The organism is Rubritalea marina DSM 17716, from assembly GCF_000378105.1.
Taxonomy (GTDB): Bacteria; Verrucomicrobiota; Verrucomicrobiia; order Verrucomicrobiales; family Akkermansiaceae; genus Rubritalea; species Rubritalea marina.
On sequence record NZ_KB899247.1, the window covers coordinates 93,791 to 115,118 of the forward strand.

Consider the following 21,328-nt stretch of genomic DNA (forward strand, 5'->3'; position numbering starts at 1 on the left):
GTGCATCAATGCTTGCATGCTGGAAATCTTTGCAGCATTTTGTGCGTCCTTAGCGAAACAAATCTAAGAGAATTTTTTTATTATGTCACAGCAGAATTATATTCCTGATGATGCACCCTTTAATGCTGAACAGCGCCAATGGCTCAATGGTTTGGTTGGGAACTTCATCAACGACCTAACTTCTGGGCGCGGACTCAATGGCCAGAGCTCAGCTCCGGCTGTACCCGTGACCATTCTTGTGGGGTCGCAAACTGGTAATTCCGAGGCTCTCGGCAAGAAGCTATTTAAGGCCATGGGTAAAATGAATTTCACCCCGACGCTCAATGACCTTGGTTCGTATGATAAAGCGCAGCTAGCCCAGGAGCAGAATGTCCTTATTATCACTTCCACCTATGGTGATGGTGAGCCACCGGACAATGCAGCAGATTTCCACGAGTGGATCCTCAGTGATGAAGCTCCTAGCCTAGAAGGCGTGAACTACTCAGTGCTGGCACTCGGTGATACTGAGTACCCGGACTTCTGTAAGTGTGGTATCGAATTTGACGAGCGTTTTGCTCAGCTTGGTGCCACCTGTATTTTGCCACGTGTGGACTGTGATGTTGACTTTGACGAACCGTACGACGCGTGGAAGAAGGGGGTGATGGATGCACTTGGTGCCTCAGCTGCTCCTGTGGCTGTTGAAGCCGATGACCTCTCTGAAGAAGGCTACAGCAAGAAGAACCCATTCCCGTCTGCCATTTTACACAATGAGAATCTCAACACGCCAAACACACCGCGTGAGACCCACCACATCGAGCTATCGCTCGAGGGTTCAGGGCTCGAGTACGAAGTGGGCGACGCCTTGGGTGTCTACCCACGCAATGATGAGGCATTGGTAGATGAGATTCTTGCGAATCTTCCGTTCAAGCCGACAGATGAAGTGCCGCTTCCTGGTGGTGGCGAAGGCCCACTCCGCGATGCTCTCCTTCAAGGGTACGATATTCGCAATCTCAACAAGACATTCATCCAGAATTGGCAGCAACGTAGTGGTTCTCCATTCTTGCGCGCTCTGGTTGAAGGCGATGATAAAGCTGCTTACGACGATTTCTGTTGGGGACGCGAGGTGATTGATCTCATCACTGACCATCCCGCAGACTTCGAAGATGCTGAAGAATTTGTTGGAGCCCTCAAGAAGCTTCAACCAAGACTTTACTCAATTTCTTCAAGCCCGAACGCGCATCCTGATGAAGTGCACTTGACGGTGGGTATCGTACGATACCACAGTAAGTACCGCGACCGTGGTGGCGTGTGTTCTACGTTTCTTTCCGACCGCTCTGGTGGCGTGAAGCCAGGGGTGTTCTTGCACTCCAACAATGCTTTCCGTTTACCGGAAGATGGCACTAAGCCAGTCATCATGGTAGGGCCGGGTACTGGTATTGCTCCATTCCGCGCCTTCCTCGAAGAGCGCCAAGTGAGTGAGGCTTCTGGTGCCAACTGGCTCTTCTTTGGCAACCCGCACGAAGCAGATGACTTCCTCTACAAGGATGAGCTCACTGCAATGCAGGAAGCTGGCGTGCTCACCAAGCTCAGCACAGCATTCTCACGTGACCAGAAGGAAAAGATCTATGTCCAAGATCGCATGCTAGAAACTGGTGCAGAACTTTGGAAGTGGCTCAGTGAAGATGAAGCAAGTTTCTACGTCTGTGGTGATGCATCACGCATGGCTAAGGATGTGGACGCGGCACTTCACACGATTGCTCAGCAACACGGTGGCCTCAGCGAGGATGCAGCAGTGGACTTCGTCAAGCAATTGAAGAAGGACAAACGCTACTGCCGCGACGTCTATTAAGCCCAGACTCACCACACATTTTGCAAAAGCCTGCATCATCATTGGTGCAGGCTTTTTTTCGGCCAAGCTGCAACGATAAAAAAAGCACGCAGTCAACTGCGTGCTTCGTAGTGAGAGCTTGGGATTGCTAGGGGGTCTTAGCCAAGGCCTGGGATGTTCATGCCGCCAGTAAGTTTAGACATCTCACCTTGAGCCATATCCTTGCCTTTGGTGATCGCTTCTTGCACGCCTTTGAGTACGAGGTCTTGAAGGAACTCTGTGTCATCAGGGTCAATGATGGCTGGGTCAATTTTGATATCTACGACATCGCCAGCACCAGTTGCGACGACGGTTACTTTTCCGCCCCCGACTTGTGCTTCTACTGTCTTCTGGGCGAGTTCTTCTTGTGCTTTTTGCATACCAGCCTGCATTTGCTGGGCCTGCTTCATGAGTTTATTGATATTCATTTACTTGATTGGTTTGATGGTTGCTTCGAAAATTTCAAGTGCATTTTTAATGAGTGGGTCACTGTAAAATGCATCCTCGTCAAATGTTGGGGATGATTCGTCTGCTGGGTCAGCCTTAGCTTCAGTCTTGGAAGACGATTGGCTGGTGGCCTGCGGTGCAGGAGCAGATTGAGGCTCTGGCATGGGGGGCTGCTCTGAGACTTCGGGAGCGCTCTCGATGAGGTTATCGAATGCGGCAAAGGTTTCTTTGGTGGTGCGGCGTTTTGGTTGTTCGCTTGCTTGATCGGGCTCCGGTTTGGATTCGCTAGGTGCTGCTGCACGGTGCTCTGGAGCGGGGTCTTCCTGTGGTGGGAGCGCAGGTGCTTCCGTGGGTGATTCGGGAATTGCTTCAGTGGGTTTGGCTACCTCAGGAGTGGTGGCCGTTGTTGGCGCTTCCGGTTGGGGGGTAAGAGGTTCCGACTCTGACCTTTGCTCAGTAGTTGGTGCTTCGGCAGCTGCTTCGGTGTGCGCTACTGTTTCAGCCGTAGCTGAGGGGCTAGGTGGCTGCTCTGGGGCTCCTGCTAGAGCTTTGATCACATCGCTGATTTGGATGTTATTCAGCGATTGAACGGCTTTAATCACTCCCATCTCAAAGTGGAGCTTTTTGTTGGTGACCCACTTCATTCTCGCTTCGGTGTCGGCGAAAATATCGATGATTTGAAGGAGTTGCTCGGTCTTGCAATGCTTCGAGCTTTGTTGGAGTGTGTCCCAGAGTTGTTGGGGGATGCCTTCGTTGGTCGCATTGGCATCGACTTTAGCCACCAGTAGTGCGCGCAGGCAGCTGATCGTCTCGTCAAGTAGCTGATTCAGCGCTTTACCGGCCTTAGCTTGTTCGTTGAGAATTTGGAGTGCCCCGCTGGTGTTCTTGCCAAGGATGTGTTGGCAAAGCGTCGCGACGGTCTCGCGCGAGGTGAAACCAAAGACATCGAGTACATTGGCTTCGTTGATGTCGTTGCCACAGAAGGCGACGAGTTGGTCAAACATCGATTGAGCATCACGCATGCCGCCATCGGCTCCTTTGGCTACAGCCCATGCAGCGCCGTCGGAGAGGGTGACGCCCTCGTTCGAGGCGATGAATTGCAGCTGTTGCGCAATTGTTTCGGTGCCAATCGGGCGCAAATCAAAGCGCTGGCAGCGTGAGATGATGGTAGGTAGGATCTTGTTGGGTTCGGTGGTGGCAAAGATGAATTTGACGTGATCTGGTGGTTCTTCCAGTGTCTTCAGGAGTGCGTTGAAGGCGGCATTTGAAAGCATGTGCACCTCATCAATGTAGTAAATCTTGAAGCGGCACTTGCTCGGGGCGAAGAGGACATTGTCGCGCAGTTCACGTACTTGTTCGACGCCATTGTTCGATGCACCATCAATTTCAATGACGTCGAGCGAGCGGCCTTCGGCGATCTCTTGAGCGATTTCTGAATCTGGGTCGAAGCGAATGCTTGGGCCACCGGGAGCATTCAGTGCCTTGGAGAGGATTCGCGCAGTGGAGGTCTTGCCGGTGCCACGTGGCCCAACAAACAAGTAGGCATGAGCGAGTCGGTCTTGCTCGATTGCGTTGCGCAGTGTCTGGATCACATGATCCTGGCCGAGGACGTCTTCAAAGGTTTTGGGACGATACTTTCTAGCGAATACCTGATAGCTCACAGATGAAAGAGTACTGGAGTGGGGGATCTTGCCAATGAGAAAAATGCTGAAAAGCTCCTTCTAACGAACGCCGAGCCGTCATGCTCCAGAATCCGCCGCGCATCGAGATAAATGAAAAAAAGCCCGGCAAACTCTGTGAGCTGCCGGGCTGATGAAATTGATAGCAATGTGTCTCAGACGTGCTTGAGCACTTTGTCGACTGCGTTTTCGACCGTGACACCGTGAAGCTTGCGCAGGATGTCGATCTTGCCGTGCTCGACAAATGCATCTGGCCAGCCGATGCGTTCGACTTGAGTGTCGATGTTTGAATCATGCAGTAGCTCGATCACGCTGGCTCCAAAACCATTGCCGAGGACGTGGTCTTCGAAGGTGCAGACCACCTTGGCATTGGAAGCTTGCTCTGAGATGGTCTTAGCATCGAGTGGCTTGATCCAGCGTGGGTTAATGAGGGTGACTGAGTAGCCCTTGGCTTCGAGGATGTCGCGGGTCTGTTCTGCCATTTCAAACATGTTGCCAAGTCCGATAAGGCAGACGTCTGTCCCTTGTTGTACGAGCTCAGCTTCACCAATCGTGAGTAATTGTGGCTCAGCTTTCGGCTTGGCTCCCACGCCTGCACCACGGGGGTAGCGGATGGCGGTTGGGCCGTCGTCGTATTGTGCCATGGTCCAGAGCATGTCGACGAATTCTTCTTCATCCTTCGGCTGCATGTGGATGATACCTGGGATGTGACGAAGGTAGCCGATGTCAAAGAGTCCGTGGTGGGTGGGGCCGTCGTCACCGGATAGGCCAGCGCGGTCCATGCACATTCTCACGGGGAGTTCCTGTAGCGCGATGTCATGGATGATCATGTCGTAGGCGCGCTGCATGAAGGTGGAGTAGATGGTGAGGAATGGACGCAGCTTTTCACAGGCGTGGCCGCATGCGAAGAGTGCGGCGTGTTCCTCAGCAATGCCGACATCAAAGTAGCGCTCGTTGAGCTCCTTTTTGAAGATGTCGAGCTTTGTGCCGCCGGGCATAGCCGCTGTGATGGCGGTGATTTTCTCGTCAGCCTTGGCGAAGTCGGTGAGGGCTCGGCCGAATACCTCTGAGTAGGTCGGGAGCGAGGCTGCAGCGGTGGAGCCGTCTTCAATCTTGTAGGCACCGAGGCCGTGAAATTTCCCAGGGTTGTCTAGTGCTGGAGTGTAGCCTCGACCTTTTTCTGTAATAATGTGGAGAATGACAGGTTCTTCTTGGTCGCGTAAGTATTCGAAGGTGTCGACGAGTAGCTGCACATTGTGGCCGTCGATCGGCCCGAAGTAGCGGATGCCAAATTCCTCAAAGACGACACTTGGGGCGAGGAGGTTTTTGGCACCTTGTTCGATCTTGTGTGCAAATTTACGAGCACCTGAGCCGCCTAGTTTTTCTAGGATGTCGGCAGTCTTGACGCGTACAGAAGAATAGGTGGAGCTTGTTTGAAGATCGTTGAAATAGCGGGCCAGAGCGCCAACATTTTTATCGATAGACCATTCATTGTCGTTGAGTACACAGATGAACTTTTTGGTGGCGTCAGAGATGTTGTTGAGAGCCTCTAGGGTCGTGCCGCAGGTGAAGGCAGCATCACCTGCCACTGCGACCACATCAAAGTCTTTCCCAGCGAGGTCTCGAGCGGAAGCCATGCCGAGTGCGGATGATACGGCGGTACCAGCGTGTCCCGCACCGTAGCAGTCATGCTCAGACTCAGTGCGCAGTAAAAAGCCGTTGAGACCTTGATAGGTTCTGATGGTGTGGATTTCGCTGGCGCGGCCAGTGAGCATCTTGTGGACGTAGCCTTGATGGGAAACATCAAAGGTGAATTTGTCCTCTGGTGAATGGAATACGTAGTGGAGTGCAATGCTCAATTCGACCACGCCGAGGTTTGGCCCGAGGTGGCCACCTGTGACTGATAGACGAGAGATGAGAACATCGCGGATTTCTTGAGCAAGCTCAGGGAGCTCATCGCGTTGGAGTTTTTTGAGGTCATCCGGACCTTGGATGCTAGCGAGTAAGCGCGGGAGCGCGTTGTCGGGGTTAGAAGAGTCTGATCTCGTCGTCATCTTGGGATGCAAGTGTGGATTGGGTAGAAGGTTGCTGCTCGTTTGCTGCAGGGCTATTGCTGCCAGTATTTTGAATCGTTTCAAGCCGCATTTTTGCGGCTTTCAGGGTGGATTCACATTGTTTGATAAGTTCTGCACCACGTTCGTAGTGGCTGATGAGTTCCTCGAGAGGGAGTTGATCAGATTCCATTTGTTCCACAAGCTGATCAAGCTCAGCGAGTGATGATTCAAAGGGTTTAGCAGCTTTTTTCGCCATGGCTGAAGGATGGATGATGCTCTTTGATTGGTCAATCAATTGCGGGAAACATCTTCACGTGCGTAATAAAATGAGGGTTCGAAACGCGCGCTGATGAGTGGGTAGACGTACTTGTAGCTACCTTGGCTTGGACCGATCAATGGTGCGATAGCTGGGTTGTTGGCGAGGAGTTGGTTTTGTCGAACCTGGGTGAAGTTAGCCATCCATGGCGCGATGCAAAGGGCCGTTAGGTCCCTGTTTTTGTAGAGTGTTTGGGTGATGTCGAGGCCGCGGTAGCTGACGCCAGTGACGTGGAGTCCTGAGATCAATGAACCACGGCTCTCGGCTACGGTTTCAAGTGCGGTGAGGTTTTTTGAGTTGATCGGTGTCCAGATTGCGCTGCGGTTTGCGTACCAAGCCACTGCCCATGGTTGGTCTGAGACGATGAGGTCCGTTTCCTTTGTCACTGCTCGTAGTTGGCTATTCAAGCTGAAGGCATGGACACCATTGACGACGGGGCTTTCGTTGCGGCTGCGCACTTGGTTTTTTACTTTTAAGAAGAGAGGGGTAGCCGCGAGGATGGCGATGATAATCAGGTGGGTGTTGCCAAGGACGCCACCTTGGGTGCTGAGTGGTGAGCGGCTCCAGATGATGCTTACCATGGCGATCCCATATGCAGTCATCAATGGAGCGAAGAGACCGTAGAGTAAGTTAGGCTCCAGGGGGCTCTTGGATAGGCCGTAGATGGACATGCCGATGACGGCGAATACCCAAAGCAAGAGGATGCCCCAGCGGAAGTCTGCGATGGTTGCCCTTCTGAATGGGTGAACCAGGCAGAGGAAAAAAGCGGGAGCTAGCACGAGACCGCCGAGGTAGGTGGCGAGTTCGGTCACTTGGCGTAATGCTTCGTGGAGTGTCGCCGATAGGAGGTTTTTCACGTTGAAGCTCACGTTGTCAATCTGGCGCATGGCGACATCGGCAGCGCCCTGAGCACCATGGATTGCATGGAATGCGGTGCCGAGAGGTTCACCAGTTTGCATCGTGTAGTAGACGATCGGGGGGGCGATGAACACCATGAATAGTGTGGCGCACCCGAGAGCCACCGCACCGCGAGGCTGGAAATAGAAGATGGCGAAGATCAGGTAGCCGATGAAAATCCAAATCGTGAGCCAGTGAGTGAGGGCGAGGAGGCCAAAGAAAAAGGCTGCAAGCGTGGCGGTGAAGGTGGGGTTTAGTTCTGCTTTCTGACGCTCTACAGATTTCCACACCAAGTACATGGCTGTCGAAAATAGGGTGAGCATGAGCATCTGAGGTAAGCCGGACTGGGCGATGGCCCAGTAGTCGCTGGAGGTGAGCATGATCACCGCAGTGACTGTTGCAATTTTGGTATCAAAGATGCGACTAATCAGTAGGAAGTTGATGCCAATGGCGATTAGGAAGAAAATCGAGCAAGTGATGGCGATCGCTTGATCTGGGATGTAAAACTTATCGTTCGGACCGAGCAGGTAGTTTTCTATGTCGTCCGCGCCGATCATTTTAAGGATACCGGCATTTACTAGGATGTTGAGTGGTGAGTGGTAGGTCTCTGGCATTTGGTGGAAATTGATTTCCTTGCCGTGATCTTGCAGTTGTTTGACCTGTTGGGGGCGGATGAACTTGGTGGTGTAGCCTTGTCCCTGGGCTACCTCACGTGCTACTTGAGCTTGGTCGATACCCGTTGGGCTGGTCAGGCCGTTGAAGTTGAAGGTGACGTGATAGAGCATGATAGAAAGTGCTGCGATCACGAAGATTGCGCGGCCTATCAATGCCTGAGAGTGGTTTTTTACTAGATTGTTCATGTGTCGGGAAATGGATGCTTAGAGCTGATGCTGTTTGATTTTTCGCTGGAGGGTGCGTCTGCTGATCCCTAGCAATTCAGCTGCTTCTGTGCGGTTGTTTTGGGTTTGGCGCAATGCCGCTTGAATGGTGCTTAATTCAATCTCATGCAAATTGAAAGTATTTGATGCTGCTAGAGGCGATTTCTCGACGCCTAGAGCGGGGGCTGGGTGAGCTTCCGAATGCTTTGTGTCGTCGTTGATGTCGATGACGGGTGCCGACTGTTGTGCAAATTGTTGGATCTGCCACGGCAAGTTTTGTCTGCTGATTGAGTTGGTATTGCACATTACAACCCCGTGCTCGATGGCGGCGCGTAGTTCGCGGACGTTGCCCGGCCATGGGTAGGCGATGAGCGCTAACATGGCATCTTCGTCGATACGGTCTATGGCTTTGTCATTCTCGTGGGCGAGTTGTTTGAGGAATGCGTGGGCCAGGAGGGGGACATCGTCGCGCCGTTCTCTGAGCGCTGGCAGCTGGATGGGTACGACGTTGAGGCGGAAGAATAGGTCTTCGCGGAAGCTTCCATCCTGCACTAATTGCGCTAAATTTTTATTGGTGGCGGTAATGACTCGCACGTCGACTGGGATGGAGGTGCTTGAGCCGACGCGTTCGATGTTTCGTTCGGAGAGCACGCGCAAGAGCTTGACCTGAGTAGCGGCATCGATTTCGCCAATTTCATCGAGGAAGATGGTGCCTCCATTGGCTTGTTCGAAGCGTCCAATACGTTTCGTGGTGGCGCCGGTGAAGGCGCCTTTCTCATGCCCGAAGAGCTCGCTTTCCAGTAGTTGTGGTGAGAGCGCGGCGCAGTTGACGGTGACGATTGTGTTTTTGGGTCGCTTGCTGAGGCGGTGGATTTCATTGGCCACGACTTCTTTACCTGTTCCCGATTCACCTTCAATCATGATGGTGGCTTTGCTGGGGGCGATCTGTTCGATCGAGCGTTTTACCGCCTGCATGACCATGGAATTGCCGATGAGTTTTCCTTGTGGGTTCGAGTGTTTGAGGGCGTCTTTGAGTTGGTTGTTTTCTTGGCTTAGCGCCAGGTTTTGTGACTCGAGTTTGCGGGTGCGGAGCGCGCGCTTTATCATGAGCTCGACCTCATCAATGTTGAGTGGCTTGGTGATAAAATCCCAGGCGCCGCGGCGCATGGCTTCCACGGCAGTGTCGACTGACCCGTAGGCGGTCATCATGATGGCGATTGGGGGATTGGGTAATTTCAGGATCTCGTCGAGGAGGTCCATGCCATTATCGCTTCCCATGCGCAGGTCAGTGAGCACCACCTGCATTGGTTCTTGGTTGAGGAGGTTCATCGCCTCGCGGATGTCGGAGGCGACATAGCAATCAAAGCTATCCTCTAAGGCCATGCGCAGCCCGTCGCGAGTGGCGCGTTCATCATCTACGATCAGAAGTGTGGCGTCGGTTTGCATTAGTGTGAATGATCTAAGTCGATGATGGGGGTGTCGTCGTGGTCCGTGAGCAAGAGTGGTGTGCGGTCACGGCTGGGCAGGTGGATACTGACGGTTGTGCCGACGCCAAGCTCACTTTGGATTTCTAGATCGCCGCCATGTTCGCGAATGATGCGGCGCACCACGAGGAGCCCGAGGCCGGTGCCGGAGCTTTTGGTTGTCTTATAGGGTTCGTACATTGAGCCCATGTGCTCTGGGGAGATCCCAGAGCCGTTGTCGCAGATGCTCAGAACCACCTCGCTATCGCTTGCGTGTGAGCGGATGGTGATGTCGCCACCTGAGGCGGGGAGTGCCTGTGCTGCATTGCGGATGAGGTTGTAGAATGCCTGTTGGATTTGGTTGGCATCGAGGTTGAGTAAGGGGAGCTTGTCTGCGAGATCCAAGGTGACCTTCGCTTTGCGGTCGGAAAGTTCTGCGGCAAGTGACTCGAGGGTGCGCTCAAGGATCTGGTGGAGCTGGCTGGGCTCGCGGACGGGCGTGGTCGGGCGCACGGCATTGAGGAATTGTTTCAAGATCCCATCGAGACGCTTGATTTCCTGTTGGGCGGTGTCGAGGAGTTGCTGCAATGTCTCGTCGTCGGCTGCTGCTGATTTGGCTAACTTGCGGCGCAGTAATTGCAGGTGGATGTCGAGCGAATTGAGTGGGTTGCCAATCTCGTGGGCAACGCCAGCAGCGAGCATGGTGAGGATGTTGAGCTTCTCCGACTCGATCTTCTCCTCGGTCTCGAGGGTCGACTGGGTGATGTCTCGAATCAAAATCACAAATCCAATGTGCTCATCTTTGCCTTCGATGTTGCCAATGATGGGTGAGGTGTAGAGGTTGAGCGTGAGCTGCTCGGGGTAGAAGACCTGGAGGTCGCGTACCGTGGTGGATTCTGGGTTGGCGATGTTCTCCCACTTGAGCCCGCGAATCGCATGTTGGATGTGGCTGCCTTGTAGCTTGCTGTGATCGATCCCGAAGAATTGGCAGGCCGAGTCGTTGGCATAGGTGATGACGCCTTCGGTGGAGAGGATGAAAATCCCTTCGCGTAGCGACTCAAACACATTCTCTAAGAAGCCTTTTTCACGCACCAAACGTGAGACGAGGTTTTGTACCTCGCTCGGGGAAAATCGGTCTAAGCGTGTGATAAGCTTGTCGAGAAAGCCGTCTTTCATAGCGTTTGTTGTGCGTCAAATTGGCACAGCGCCTATACAAGGCGATCGAGCGGTTAGTGTCAACCTCATCTGAAAATATCATCTTATCCGAAGGATTATCCAATTAGCATTGGCGACGGCATTCGACCAATGTTGAACCGCAATGGTAGGGGGGGTCATGCAGGGGTGAAGAAGGGCTTCTCCTATGGTGAGACCGATGAGCTTGGCTACCGCGTGGTCAAAGATCCAGTGCACACCTATGACTTGCATGCCACCATCCTGCATCTATTAGGCTACGACCATCGCAAACTTTCCGTGCCATTCCAAGGCCTAGAGCAAAAGCTCACCGGGGTGCACAAGGCGCATGTGATTGGCGATATTTTGGCCTAGTCGCAGGCGCTGCCATCGTCTAGCTTGCTGGGCATGGAGGTGCAGCTGGTATTGGTCAATTTTCCGAATCGTAATCTTGCGAGAGAGATTGCAGGCAAGCTTATCGAGGCGAAGCTCGCCGCCTGTGTCAACCTCCTGCCGGGGGTGGAGTCGATCTACCAATGGGAAGGAAAGATTGAACGCGAAGAAGAGGTCACTGCTGTGATTAAAACCACGCCGGCAGCCTATGCTGAGCTGGAGGCAATGGTGCTCGAACTACATCCTTACGAATGCCCAGAGGTGATTAAGCTGGCTCTGGATGGTGGAGCCGAGACCTACCTCCAGTGGGTGCGAGATTCTGTGCAAGGCGCCTAAGATTGATGACAGCTCTTCCACAGACACTTCTGAGCTCATTTCGGCCACCCTGGTGGGCGAGGAGCCCGCATGTGCAGACGATCTTGCCGACCTTACTTCCAGCCAGTGGGCCGGACTTGAGAAAGCAACGGATCGAATTGGATGACGGAGATTTTATTGACCTCGGGTGGTGTGAGGTGCCCGGCGCCGAGCGGGTGCTCGTGTTATTGCACGGGCTAGAAGGGGGGGCAGATTCACCCTACGTGATGCGCCTGATGCGGGCTTGCCAAGAGCTAGGAGTCACCACTGTCCTACACCACCATCGATCATGCTCGGGAGAGCCGAATCGCTTGGCGCGCAGCTACCACAGTGGCGAGAGCGCGGACTTTCGTGTCAGCCTCGCCGCGGTGCAGCAGGCGATGCCCGATGCCGAAGTGATGGCCGTCGGCTACAGCCTCGGCGGCAATGTCCTCGCCAAGCATCTTGGTGAAACGGGGGAGGATTCAGGTATATCCAAAGCGGTGGTGGTATCAGCTCCGCTGCAGCTCAGAGCCTGTGCCAAGCGCCTCGAATATGGATTCTCCAAGGTCTACCAACGTCACCTGATCAAGCGCCTCGTGGCCAAGACGGAAGAAAAGATCCAGCGCCCGAGCCTGAAAGGCACGATGCCGCTCGACCGAGACGCGTTGCTCCAGCTCAAGACCTTTCATGCCTTCGACGATGCCGTGACCGCGCCACTGCATGGCTTCGACGATGTCTACGATTACTATCGACGCTCTAGTGGACTCCAGTTCCTCAAAGCGATCAGCACACCCACCTTGATCATGCACGCGATCGACGATCCCTTCATGACCGATGAAGTCGTCCCGCATGAGAAGGAGCTCAGCGATCAGATCACCTACGAACTCTACCCACGCGGCGGCCACGTCGGCTTCATCGATGGTGGCACCCCATGGAAGCCACAATTCATGCTCGAAACACGCGTGCTAGGTTTCCTCGGCATCCACTAGTGGGGACCTGCATCAGGTAGGTAGGCTTAACTTGTGCATCTGCATTTTGGAAAGTTGGCGCAGCCCCAGAATTGTTTTCCGACATTAGCACCGCGTTTGGCTTCTCTGTGGAGCATGGGAATTTGGCATTTGGGGCAGAGTGGGGCAGCTGTCTGAGCGGTTGCTTCATCCTCAACTATCTGTAGATTGTCTGGCGGACGGTTGCTGCTCAGGGGCGTGCCTGCACGCTTGGCCTGTGAGACGCCTTGTGTTTGTGATGACACATTCTGTTTGCGAGTAATACTCTTTGGCGATGCATGCCTCCTCTCGTGTAATTGTCGCTTATGGGATATCGCAAGCTGCTTTTTGTCTGAGCTGGCGACTAGCTCGTCGAGCTGCTTGAGCGACGCAGTTAGGGTGTCTGATCTGAGGGTTTTTTCTTGATGAGCTTTGATAAATGCTAGGAGCCCTCGCTTCATCACGTTGGCTGGGAGCTTGGTTTTGAAGGTGCAGTCGCCAGTGAAGTAAATGATGTTGTGGAAATGATTTCGTTCGAGGCCTAAAAAACATTCTAGCGCACGAATGTGCAGCTGGTTTTGGTGTAAGGGGTTCTGGAATTTCGATTTCTTGCGATAGATTTGCTGGGTCCATTGCCGATGCTTCTCATCACCAAAGATCCAACCTTGGTAGTTTTTGGTCTCAATCACAAACAAGCCAAATCGGGATACCACCAGGTGGTCTACTTGAGTGCTGCCTTCGCCATCAGGCCTATCCAGATAGAGATCGTGATACACTTTGTAATCTGCTGTAGGCAATCTCTTCAAACTACGATTCACCAACCCCTCGCCTATACGACCTTTAATAGTCGGAAGGCTAAAGATCTCCTTTAGCACGAAGATCACCACAGCCAGAATAAGCATCCAGCCAAAATTGTCCCATATCGATTGAATGGAATTCTGCGTGATATTTCCGATATTCATGAGTGAAATACTTGTAAAATGATACTTATAGTCCGTGGTCTTATAGTCATCATTTAGGTTAGTTTAGCATCCTTAATGATGAAGGATAAAGAACCAGCTCTTGTTAGACTTGGCGAGAATATACGACTTATTCGAAAAGAAAAAGGCATCTCCCAAGAGGAATTAGCGCACCAAGCGTGTCTAGACCGTACCTATGTCAGTGGTGTAGAGCGTGGAGATAGAAATCCAACAGTTCTATCAAGCCTCAAGATAGCGAAGGCTCTTGATGTTGACCTAGCTGAATTAGTTAAGGAGGTTACGAGTGCCTAAGTTCAAATATAGTAAAATTCTAGATCAACTTCTAGAATCTAAGGTGCTCGAAAACGCAGAAGAGAAACGAGCGATCGTGACTCATTTCCTTGATCATCCCAATAGCAAGCCAGCGTTGCTTAGTAGTGATGGCCATGCAGATTTAAGATCACATGTGGGATTGCAAGCTGAACCAAGTTGTCGACTTTCCGAGGGCGATTTATTTCAATCTCAACTAGAACTAGAAGGGTTAGATATACCATTCCCTGCTCCTAAGAACCCTAGGTTTAAGTTTATTGATCTGTTCGCGGGTATTGGAGGTTTCAGAATCTCTATGCAAGAATTGGGCGGGGAATGTGTGTTTTCTAGTGAATGGGATCCCTCGGCAAAGAAGACTTACGAAGCAAATTATGGTGACTTTCCATATGGAGATATTACTAAAATTGATGAAAGGGAAATTCCTGATCATGACATTTTATGTGCAGGGTTTCCGTGTCAGGCATTCTCGATAGCTGGCAAGCGTGGAGGTTTTGAAGATACTAGGGGAACATTATTTTTTGATGTTGCTCGGATCATTAAGGAGAAGAAACCAAAGGCTTTTTTTCTAGAGAATGTTAAGGGCCTGATCAGCCACAAGAGAGGACAAACCTTAGCAACGATTCTACGGACCTTGCGTGAAGATTTAGGTTACTTTGTTCCTGATCCAGAAGTTCTCAACGCTAAGGATTATGGGGTGCCGCAAAACAGAGAGCGTATCTTTATAGTTGGTTTTAGAACTGATACAGGAGTTAAGACGTTTGAATACCCTGAACGCATCGGTACTACGCCTAAGTTTGCTGACGTCAAAGAGAGCGATGAAGTTTCGGTGAAGTACTATATGTCCACTCAGTATCTTTCTACACTCAGGGCTCACAAAGAACGACATGCAGCAAAAGGTAATGGTTTCGGCTATGAAATCATTTCAGATAATGGCGTTGCTAATGCAGTTGTTTGCGGAGGAATGGGTAGAGAGAGGAATCTCGTTATCGACCACCGCCTTACAAATTTCACGCCAGTTACTAAAATCAAAGGTGAGGTGAATAGAGAAGGCATCCGTAGGATGACTCCACGCGAGTGGGCGCGTCTTCAGGGGTACCCAGATGAATTCAAGATAGTTGTCGCGGATGCAAGTGCATACAAACAGTTAGGTAATTCGGTGGCTGTGCCTGCTATCAAAGCCACCGCAAAAAACATTGTTGGAAGGGTGTTTTCATGAGGGGCAACAAAGGAGAGTGGTCTGAACCATACGTCTTAATTAAGTTATTGGCTGATGGAAGGTTAGTGCAAGGGGCTCACGATTTGTCTCCTTCTCATGATGAGCCCTATCGGGTGGTAGCTGTCTCACGCGGTGAAAAGGTGGGGGACGTATTATTTGAAAAGTTTTACTCTAGGGAGGGTGGTGTAATAGGTATTCATTCTGATGGTAAACATATTGCGAATAAAGCAATTGATGAATTTTCTACGTGCTCGGCGCTTCTTCTCGAAGAAATCTTGCAACTTAAAGGCAAAGAGACCGTATCAAGTAATCTTTTGGAGAAGTTAAAAGCTCTTTCGATAGATTCTGTTAAGGCGGACTCATCGAAAAAGGCTGATATTGATGTCACGATTCATGATCATCATACTGTTACCGACTTGAAGTTAGGTTTTAGTGTGAAGTCGCAGTTAGGCTCTCCAAGTACGCTAGTGAACGCCTCCAAGGATAACACCAACTTCCGCTACAGATTGAGTGGAGATCTTTCAGAAGAGACTGTGCTGAAGCTTAATGAGATTGATTCACGTTCAAAGGTGAGAGACAGATTACAGGCACTTAAGGAATGTGGAGTGACACTATATTTTGATAGAGTGATTGGAGACCACTATCAAAATAACCTTTTATTGCTGGATCGAGATTTAACCCACATTCTCAGTGAAGCATTGCGCTACTATTATATGGGAGAGGGTACCCAGCTTGGTGAAATTGTTTCCAGGTTAGATGTTGTAAATCCGCTGAATTATCCAGGTGATTGTAGTTCAGTTTCGTTCTATGCCTATAAGCTTAAGCGGTATTTAACCGAATCTGCTCTAGGGATGATGACCGCAAAACAATGGGACGGAATTCACGAGGCCACTGGGGGGTATATTGTAGTAAAAAAAGATGGAGAGTTAGTTTCTTATCACCTACTTCGAAAAAATCTTTTTGAGGATTATTTGCTGCATAATGTGAAGTTTGAGACCCCATCAACGACTAGACACAAATATGGTGAAATTTATGAGCATGGAGGCTCCTTTTACATAAATCTAAATTTGCAATTACGTTTCACTTCGTAGCGTAACTAACGATCACTTATCACCTACTATTGTGCTCACACTTCAAACCTAGGTTTCCCCTAGGATGGGGGATGGTAGATAAAAATGTAGAATGCACCCTAGGTTTGGATGAGTTGGAAATCCTATGTGAGGTTCTAGAGAGTCAGGTTCAGGAATGGGAAGCTTGGGGATGGAGAGCTGAGCATTGCTTCGGCTCAGAGGGCGAGCTGGATGGGTTTTTAAGGTGGTGGTCGGGCTGGGCCCGACAGTTGAAGTTGGGAGTTTTCGCGTATAAGGCCTGTGGCGCACGCGATCACAGTGACTACAGATTTCTGGGTTCGGAGTCCCGATGATTTGTTGGGGCTATTCAGTAATCTCTGTGATTGATCTGTGCCATTGAAGCCATTGCTCGATGTATTCTTCTGCTTTGAAGCTGGAGAGTGCGTTGTCTGAGAATTCTGGGAATTGTGTGGCTGTGGATTCTTGTGCACTCCGAATGACTGAGGATAGGACTAGAGTTTTCGGGGTGTCTACGTGGTGCAGCAAGGACCAGAGATGGCATTGCAGCGCGCCCCAGCTTGTGGAGTTTTTCCATTGAAGGTCTGCGGGGAGGAGTCCGGTCCAGGTGAGGGGATTGATTTGGAAGAGTTTTTTTCGTCCATCGGTGAATGTCTTCATGCCGCCGCCTCGGGTCATTTGAGTGAGGATTTCTTGGATGCCTCGTTGTGAGAACCCTAGGTCTTTGGCGGCTTTGCTGGCGTGCACTTTTCGTCCGTCGGCGTAGTAGTTGAGGACTTCAGCATGAGCATTGATGCCGAAGAGCGATCTTAATTTGAGGACACTGGCGGCTGGTTCATGTGGGGTCCATTCTGCTGCCATCTTGCGATCATGGAATGGTGCTCTGAGTAGCCCTGCGTGTTCAAATTCTGGGTCGATATTTTCTGGGAGTGGGAGTGGCTTGGCGGGAGTGAGGTAGAAGAGTTTCGTGCGAGACGCATGATTAGCTTCTAATCGGGCCCATGCGCTGTGGTGTGGGGATGTCTTCACTGCAATAGCGCTGAGTACTTCTGGATAGGGAAATTTTTTGCTCAATCCCTGTAGTCGTTTGACATTGATGAGGTCTCCATTGAGGGCTAGCCACGACAGCATTTCATCAAAGAGTCGGGCATCCCAGCGGCCAAAGGTGTTGGTGATCAGTATGAGTGCTTCTGGGTCGATGATATGATCCACTGTGCCTTTGGGTGAGCTCGCTGTGTAGCCTGCGACTCCGAGCTTGGCCCAGTCGGTCCAAAGTGTCTGTAGAATGGATTCGAGCCATTGTTGTTTATATGTATTGAACTGCATCATCGTGACCTACCTCCATTAAATATAGTTTGAGCATGCTCAGGAACCCCTCTGAGCTGTCTTGAGTCTTGACCCATGTGATCGCAAATTCGAGTTCAACGAGTGTTGGGTTTAGCTTTGCTAGATCTTGGCCGTGGTAACTGCCCATTTGGTCTACCGCTGCATAAAGTTTGAAGCAGATTTGATCGAGGCGTCCTACGAAGGATACGTGCAGATTAGTTCCGTAGCTCTTCATCGTTAGGCGGTCTTCTAGCGCATCGGGGAGTCCTACCTGAAAGAGTCCGCCGGGCCCGCTACTTGGACCATTGTTTAGCCAGTCATCAGGGAGTCCCAGGTCAATAGCCACTCTATTTGCTGTACTGACTAGAGTTTCTGGCAACGGTGCGGGGTTACTCAATTTGCCATCTCTTATGAGCGCTAAAATATCTATGTCTTTCGTGGTGCGGAGAACTAGTTCACATGCAATGAGAGCCGACCCACCGCAAACGACAATGTGGTACTCATTGACACCTTCTAAATGGAGAAGGTCCGAGAGATGTTGTAGACTTTGATCAAGCTCATGCTGATTCATATTAGTGTTGTAAACACTAGTTGTTAGCATTTCAAGCGCTAATTAAGGGTTGTCGCGTATAGAGCCTTCGGGCCACGCGATTTGAAGGTTTGGTGCCCACATTTGCGCCCTATCATGTTAGCTGTTAATCAAGTGAGGCGGAATTATCGCACGTGATTTCTGTCATGTTTTGATGTGACTTGAGTTCACGTGGCTAGAGGGTGGTATTTATGTCGCCCCTTCAGGGCTCTGTATGGTGGTGGGGAGGAAGCCTAGGGTTGCGGCTGCGCCTGACCCTAGGCTGGTATGGGGCGCCCCGTTGGGGCTGGCTCCGCACCGCGCGCGTTGAACCAAGTACCTCCACGCTGCGTTGTCGAGCCACCGCAGTCCGAGAGTGACTAGCGAAGCACGAGCGCTACGCGCAAAGTGAGAGGTGGCGATAGTTGAAGCCTTGGTAATTTGAGGGAATAGCAATATTGCTGGAACTCAAGATTGACGCAGGTTGATTCAGCAAGTAGCAGTTCTTTAGCAAAATTTCGATTTTCAAGCATTACCATTCAAGAAAATGTCAAAACCAACGACCACACCAGATCGCCCGTATTTTTCATCAGGCCCATGCGCCAAGAGACCAGGCTATAGCTTGGCTAATCTGAAGACTGAGTGTCTCGGTCGTTCGCACCGCTCGGCCATTGGCAAGGCTGTGCTGCAGGAGGCAATCGACAAGACACGCAAGATTCTCAATGTGCCAGATGACTACCTCATCGGTATCGTGCCTGCTTCTGACACTGGTGCGGTGGAAATGATTCTTTGGCACACACTTGGCGGGCGTGCGGTGGACGTCTGCCACTGGGAGTCCTTCGGTAAGGGGTGGCTCACTGACATCACTAAGCAGCTCAAGCTCCCTGAAGTGAATGAAATCACAGCGGACTACGGCGTGCTTCCAGACCTCACTCAGGTGAAGCCTGAGAACGATGTGGTCTTTACCTACAATGGTACGACCTCAGGGGTGCGCGTGGACAATGTCGACTGGATCTCGGACGAGCGTGAGGGCATCACGATCTGTGACGCGACCTCTGCAGCATTTGCGATGGACCTTCCATGGGAGAAGCTCGATGTGACTACGTATTCCTGGCAGAAGGTGCTTGGGGGTGAAGGTGGTCACGGGATGGTGATCCTCAGCCCGAAGGCAGTAGCGCGTATCGAGTCCTACAAGCCGGATCGTCCGCTTCCTAAAATTTTCCGTCTCCTCAAAGGCGACTCTATCAATGCGGGTATCTTCCGCGGTGAAACCATCAACACACCATCGATGCTCGCTGTGGTGGATTACATCGATGCGCTCGACTGGGCGGATTCCATCGGTGGTCTCACTGGCATGATTGGCCGTGCGGATGCCAACAAGGCGGTGATCGACAAGTTCGTGGCTGAGCGCGACTGGGTCAGCAACCTTGCGGTGGATCCAGCCACTGCGTCCTCCACTTCTGTCTGTCTCAGCCTCGATCTCGATGCCGATAAGGTGAAGGCGATGGTCAAGCTACTCGCTGCTGAGGATGCTGCCTATGACATCGGTGCCTACCGTGATGCGCCTGCAGGGCTTCGTATCTGGTGTGGTGCTACCGTGAATAGCGAGGACCTCGAGGCGCTTATCCCATGGCTCGACTGGGCCTACGCGGAAGTTCAGAAGTAGATTGATTCACGCTTCTCTAGATTTTGATGCAAAAGCTTCGTCGGTTTCGGCGGAGCTTTTTTGTTGGTGCAAGGGCAGGCAGAGCGAAGGGTGTCTCTGCGATGGAATAAAAAAGGGCACCGCATTGCTGCGATGCCCTTTGGTAGAGAATGATGGGAAGGTCGATTAAACGATCTTCTTCATGTTGGCCATGCCTTCGCGGAGGAATTCGCCAGTCTCTTCCACTTCGTGGGTGCGGATGAGAGCGTTCACCTGAACGAGGAGGCTGTTGTCGACAGAGTTGTCTGAGGACTCGAGGCCTTTGCCGATCACGTCGAGGCTGAGGTCTTCAACGAAGTCAGTGAGGAGTGGCACTGCAGCGTGTGAGAAGAGGTAGCAACCGTACTCAGCTGTGTCGGAAATGATGCGGTTCATTTCGAAGAGCTTCTTACGTGCGATGGTGTTGGCGATGAGTGGAGTTTCGTGGAGTGACTCGTAGTATGCAGACTCAGGCTGGATGCCAGAATCAACCATGGCTTCGAAAGCGAGCTCAACACCAGCCTTGACCATAGCCACCATGACGATGCCTTTGTCGAAGTAGTCTTGCTCAGAGATGTCGCCGGATGCAGTGGACTTCTCGAATGCAGTTTCACCAGTCTCCTTACGCCATGTGAGGAGGTTGATGTCGTCGTTTGCCCAGTCAGCCATCATGGTGGAGGAGAACTCGCCGGAGATGATGTCGTCCATGTGCTTGTAGAAGAGTGGGCGCATGAGGCCTTTGAGCTCTTCAGAAAGTTGGAAAGCAACGATCTTTGCAGGGTTGGAGAGGCGGTCCATCATGTTGGTGATGCCACCGTGCTTGAGTGCTTCGGTGATGGTTTCCCAGCCGTACTGGATGAGCTTGGATGCGTAGCCTTCTTCGATGCCTTCTTTTACCATCTTGTCGAAGCAGAGGATGGAGCCAGCCTGGAGGAGACCACAGAGGATGGTCTGCTCGCCCATGAGGTCGGACTTCACTTCAGCAACGAAGGATGAGTTGAGTACACCTGCGTGGTGACCACCTTGTGCTACACAGAGAGCCTTAGCGATCTCGATGCCTTCGCCACTTGGGTCGTTTTCAACGTGGCAGGAGATGAGTGTTGGAACACCAAAGCCGCGCTTGTATTCTTCGCGTACTTCAGAACCAGGTGACTTAGGTGCCACCATGATCACGGTGAGGTCCTTACGGATCTGTGTGCCTTCTTCAACGATGTTGAAACCGTGAGCGTAGGAGAAAGTAGCGCCTTCCTTCATGTGTGGGACTACTGTCTCGACTACGGATGTGTGTTGCTTGTCTGGAGCAAGGTTCATCACGATGTCAGCAGTCGGAAGCATTTCTTCGTAAGTGCCAACGGCGAAACCGTTTTCAGAGGCATTGAGGAAAGACTGGCGCTTTTCAGCGATTGCTGCGTCGCGGAGTGCGTAGGACACGTCGAGACCGGAGTCGCGCATGTTGAGGCCTTGGTTGAGACCCTGAGCACCGCAACCAACGATTACGATTTTCTTGCCTTCAGCGGCTTTGGTGCCGTTAGCAAACTCAGATGCGTCCATGAAGTGACAGTCGCCAAGCTCAGAGAGCTTGCGGCGAAGCGGAAGTGTGTTGAAGTAATTTTCAGCCATAATGTTGTTCAGTTGTTGGGGGGAGTTAGAATTGACCTGCGCATCTAAGACTAAAACCTTGGTTGCGTAAAT

General features: G+C 51.6%; 18 protein-coding genes and 1 pseudogene. 8 read left to right on the plus strand and 11 right to left on the minus strand.

Annotated features, from left to right (window positions below; translation table 11 throughout):
• Window positions 1-82: 82 nt before the first annotated feature.
• Complete coding sequence (locus F454_RS0100440; RefSeq protein WP_018968647.1) at window positions 83-1,828, plus strand: sulfite reductase subunit alpha; 1,746 nt, start codon at window positions 83-85, stop codon at window positions 1,826-1,828.
• Window positions 1,829-1,965: 137 nt separating this feature from the next.
• Here F454_RS0100440 and F454_RS0100445 read toward each other — a convergent pair whose 3' ends face one another.
• The 7 genes from F454_RS0100445 to F454_RS0100475 all read right to left on the minus strand — a co-directional run bounded on the left by F454_RS0100445 (window position 1,966) and on the right by F454_RS0100475 (window position 10,756).
• Complete coding sequence (locus tag F454_RS0100445; RefSeq protein WP_018968648.1) at window positions 1,966-2,274, minus strand: YbaB/EbfC family nucleoid-associated protein; 309 nt, start codon at window positions 2,272-2,274, stop codon at window positions 1,966-1,968.
• Window positions 2,275-3,954, minus strand: a complete 1,680-nt coding sequence (dnaX, locus tag F454_RS0100450; protein WP_018968649.1) for a DNA polymerase III subunit gamma/tau — start codon at window positions 3,952-3,954, stop codon at window positions 2,275-2,277.
• A gap of 173 nt (window positions 3,955-4,127) precedes the next feature.
• On the minus strand, window positions 4,128-6,026 hold the full coding sequence (gene dxs, locus F454_RS0100455; protein ID WP_018968650.1) for a 1-deoxy-D-xylulose-5-phosphate synthase: 1,899 nt from the start codon (window positions 6,024-6,026) through the stop codon (window positions 4,128-4,130).
• Complete coding sequence (gene xseB, locus F454_RS13630) at window positions 6,001-6,282, minus strand: exodeoxyribonuclease VII small subunit (RefSeq protein WP_083912840.1); 282 nt, start codon at window positions 6,280-6,282, stop codon at window positions 6,001-6,003. Before xseB ends, dxs begins: the two co-directional genes overlap by 26 nt.
• A gap of 35 nt (window positions 6,283-6,317) precedes the next feature.
• A complete protein-coding gene (locus F454_RS0100465) occupies window positions 6,318-8,099 on the minus strand; it encodes a glycosyltransferase family protein (RefSeq protein ID WP_018968652.1) in 1,782 nt (593 codons plus the stop codon).
• Between the two features lie 18 nt (window positions 8,100-8,117).
• Window positions 8,118-9,563, minus strand: a complete 1,446-nt coding sequence (locus F454_RS0100470; protein WP_018968653.1) for a sigma-54-dependent transcriptional regulator — start codon at window positions 9,561-9,563, stop codon at window positions 8,118-8,120.
• Window positions 9,563-10,756, minus strand: coding sequence for a two-component system sensor histidine kinase NtrB (locus tag F454_RS0100475; protein ID WP_018968654.1), 1,194 nt, complete (start codon window positions 10,754-10,756; stop codon window positions 9,563-9,565). The genes F454_RS0100470 and F454_RS0100475 overlap by 1 nt, the downstream gene beginning before the upstream one ends.
• Window positions 10,757-10,918: 162 nt before the next feature.
• Between F454_RS0100475 and F454_RS0100480 the strand changes: the two are divergent.
• The 3 genes and pseudogenes from F454_RS0100480 to F454_RS0100490 form a co-directional block, all read left to right on the plus strand.
• A pseudogene (locus F454_RS0100480) lies at window positions 10,919-11,125 on the plus strand (DUF1501 domain-containing protein); the annotation flags it as partial.
• 33 nt (window positions 11,126-11,158) lie between these two features.
• The gene (cutA, locus tag F454_RS0100485) at window positions 11,159-11,479 is read left to right on the plus strand and encodes a divalent-cation tolerance protein CutA (RefSeq protein WP_018968656.1); all 321 of its coding nucleotides are present in this window, start codon (window positions 11,159-11,161) and stop codon (window positions 11,477-11,479) included.
• Window positions 11,480-11,484: 5 nt separating this feature from the next.
• Window positions 11,485-12,468: a hydrolase gene (locus F454_RS0100490; RefSeq protein WP_033367057.1), complete on the plus strand. Its 984-nt coding sequence runs from the start codon at window positions 11,485-11,487 to the stop codon at window positions 12,466-12,468.
• 26 nt (window positions 12,469-12,494) lie between these two features.
• Here F454_RS0100490 and F454_RS0100495 read toward each other — a convergent pair whose 3' ends face one another.
• Window positions 12,495-13,427, minus strand: coding sequence for a nuclease-related domain-containing protein (locus F454_RS0100495; RefSeq protein WP_018968658.1), 933 nt, complete (start codon window positions 13,425-13,427; stop codon window positions 12,495-12,497).
• A 78-nt stretch (window positions 13,428-13,505) separates the two neighbouring features.
• Between F454_RS0100495 and F454_RS16735 the strand changes: the two genes are divergently transcribed.
• From F454_RS16735 to F454_RS0100510, 3 genes are read left to right on the plus strand one after another with little or no spacing between them, the layout of a single operon-like run.
• Window positions 13,506-13,736: a helix-turn-helix domain-containing protein gene (locus F454_RS16735; protein WP_026292611.1), complete on the plus strand. Its 231-nt coding sequence runs from the start codon at window positions 13,506-13,508 to the stop codon at window positions 13,734-13,736.
• 43 nt (window positions 13,737-13,779) lie between these two features.
• The gene (locus F454_RS0100505; RefSeq protein ID WP_205618968.1) at window positions 13,780-14,970 is read left to right on the plus strand and encodes a DNA cytosine methyltransferase; all 1,191 of its coding nucleotides are present in this window, start codon (window positions 13,780-13,782) and stop codon (window positions 14,968-14,970) included.
• On the plus strand, window positions 14,967-16,061 hold the full coding sequence (locus F454_RS0100510; protein ID WP_018968661.1) for an HpaII family restriction endonuclease: 1,095 nt from the start codon (window positions 14,967-14,969) through the stop codon (window positions 16,059-16,061). The genes F454_RS0100505 and F454_RS0100510 overlap by 4 nt, the downstream gene beginning before the upstream one ends.
• 342 nt (window positions 16,062-16,403) lie before the next feature.
• Here the strand turns inward: F454_RS0100510 and F454_RS0100520 are convergent, their stop codons facing one another.
• Together F454_RS0100520 and F454_RS16215 are read right to left on the minus strand one after the other, a co-directional pair.
• On the minus strand, window positions 16,404-17,387 hold the full coding sequence (locus tag F454_RS0100520; RefSeq protein ID WP_156817053.1) for a hypothetical protein: 984 nt from the start codon (window positions 17,385-17,387) through the stop codon (window positions 16,404-16,406).
• Complete coding sequence (locus F454_RS16215; RefSeq protein ID WP_205618969.1) at window positions 17,365-17,763, minus strand: hypothetical protein; 399 nt, start codon at window positions 17,761-17,763, stop codon at window positions 17,365-17,367. The genes F454_RS0100520 and F454_RS16215 overlap by 23 nt, the downstream gene beginning before the upstream one ends.
• A 736-nt stretch (window positions 17,764-18,499) precedes the next feature.
• Between F454_RS16215 and F454_RS0100530 the strand changes: the two genes are divergently transcribed.
• Complete coding sequence (locus F454_RS0100530) at window positions 18,500-19,618, plus strand: phosphoserine transaminase (RefSeq protein ID WP_018968665.1); 1,119 nt, start codon at window positions 18,500-18,502, stop codon at window positions 19,616-19,618.
• Window positions 19,619-19,783: 165 nt separating this feature from the next.
• Here the strand turns inward: F454_RS0100530 and ilvC are convergent, their stop codons facing one another.
• Window positions 19,784-21,256: a ketol-acid reductoisomerase gene (ilvC, locus tag F454_RS0100535; protein ID WP_018968666.1), complete on the minus strand. Its 1,473-nt coding sequence runs from the start codon at window positions 21,254-21,256 to the stop codon at window positions 19,784-19,786.
• Window positions 21,257-21,328: the final 72 nt, after the last annotated feature.

Bases quoted from the DNA above. Each gene is read 5' to 3' on its own strand.
- F454_RS0100510 (WP_018968661.1), top strand. From the start codon at position 14,967: ATGAGGGGCAACAAAGGAGAGTGGTCTGAACCATACGTCTTAATTAAG.
- ilvC (WP_018968666.1), bottom strand. From the start codon at position 21,256: ATGGCTGAAAATTACTTCAACACACTTCCGCTTCGCCGCAAGCTCTCT.
- F454_RS0100495 (WP_018968658.1), bottom strand. From the start codon at position 13,427: ATGAATATCGGAAATATCACGCAGAATTCCATTCAATCGATATGGGAC.
- F454_RS16735 (WP_026292611.1), top strand. From the start codon at position 13,506: ATGAAGGATAAAGAACCAGCTCTTGTTAGACTTGGCGAGAATATACGA.
- F454_RS0100520 (WP_156817053.1), bottom strand. From the start codon at position 17,387: ATGATGCAGTTCAATACATATAAACAACAATGGCTCGAATCCATTCTA.
- F454_RS0100445 (WP_018968648.1), bottom strand. From the start codon at position 2,274: ATGAATATCAATAAACTCATGAAGCAGGCCCAGCAAATGCAGGCTGGT.
- F454_RS0100475 (WP_018968654.1), bottom strand. From the start codon at position 10,756: ATGAAAGACGGCTTTCTCGACAAGCTTATCACACGCTTAGACCGATTT.
- F454_RS0100470 (WP_018968653.1), bottom strand. From the start codon at position 9,563: ATGCAAACCGACGCCACACTTCTGATCGTAGATGATGAACGCGCCACT.
- cutA (WP_018968656.1), top strand. From the start codon at position 11,159: ATGGAGGTGCAGCTGGTATTGGTCAATTTTCCGAATCGTAATCTTGCG.
- xseB (WP_083912840.1), bottom strand. From the start codon at position 6,282: ATGGCGAAAAAAGCTGCTAAACCCTTTGAATCATCACTCGCTGAGCTT.
- F454_RS0100440 (WP_018968647.1), top strand. From the start codon at position 83: ATGTCACAGCAGAATTATATTCCTGATGATGCACCCTTTAATGCTGAA.
- F454_RS0100530 (WP_018968665.1), top strand. From the start codon at position 18,500: ATGTCAAAACCAACGACCACACCAGATCGCCCGTATTTTTCATCAGGC.
- dxs (WP_018968650.1), bottom strand. From the start codon at position 6,026: ATGACGACGAGATCAGACTCTTCTAACCCCGACAACGCGCTCCCGCGC.
- F454_RS0100465 (WP_018968652.1), bottom strand. From the start codon at position 8,099: ATGAACAATCTAGTAAAAAACCACTCTCAGGCATTGATAGGCCGCGCA.
- F454_RS0100490 (WP_033367057.1), top strand. From the start codon at position 11,485: ATGACAGCTCTTCCACAGACACTTCTGAGCTCATTTCGGCCACCCTGG.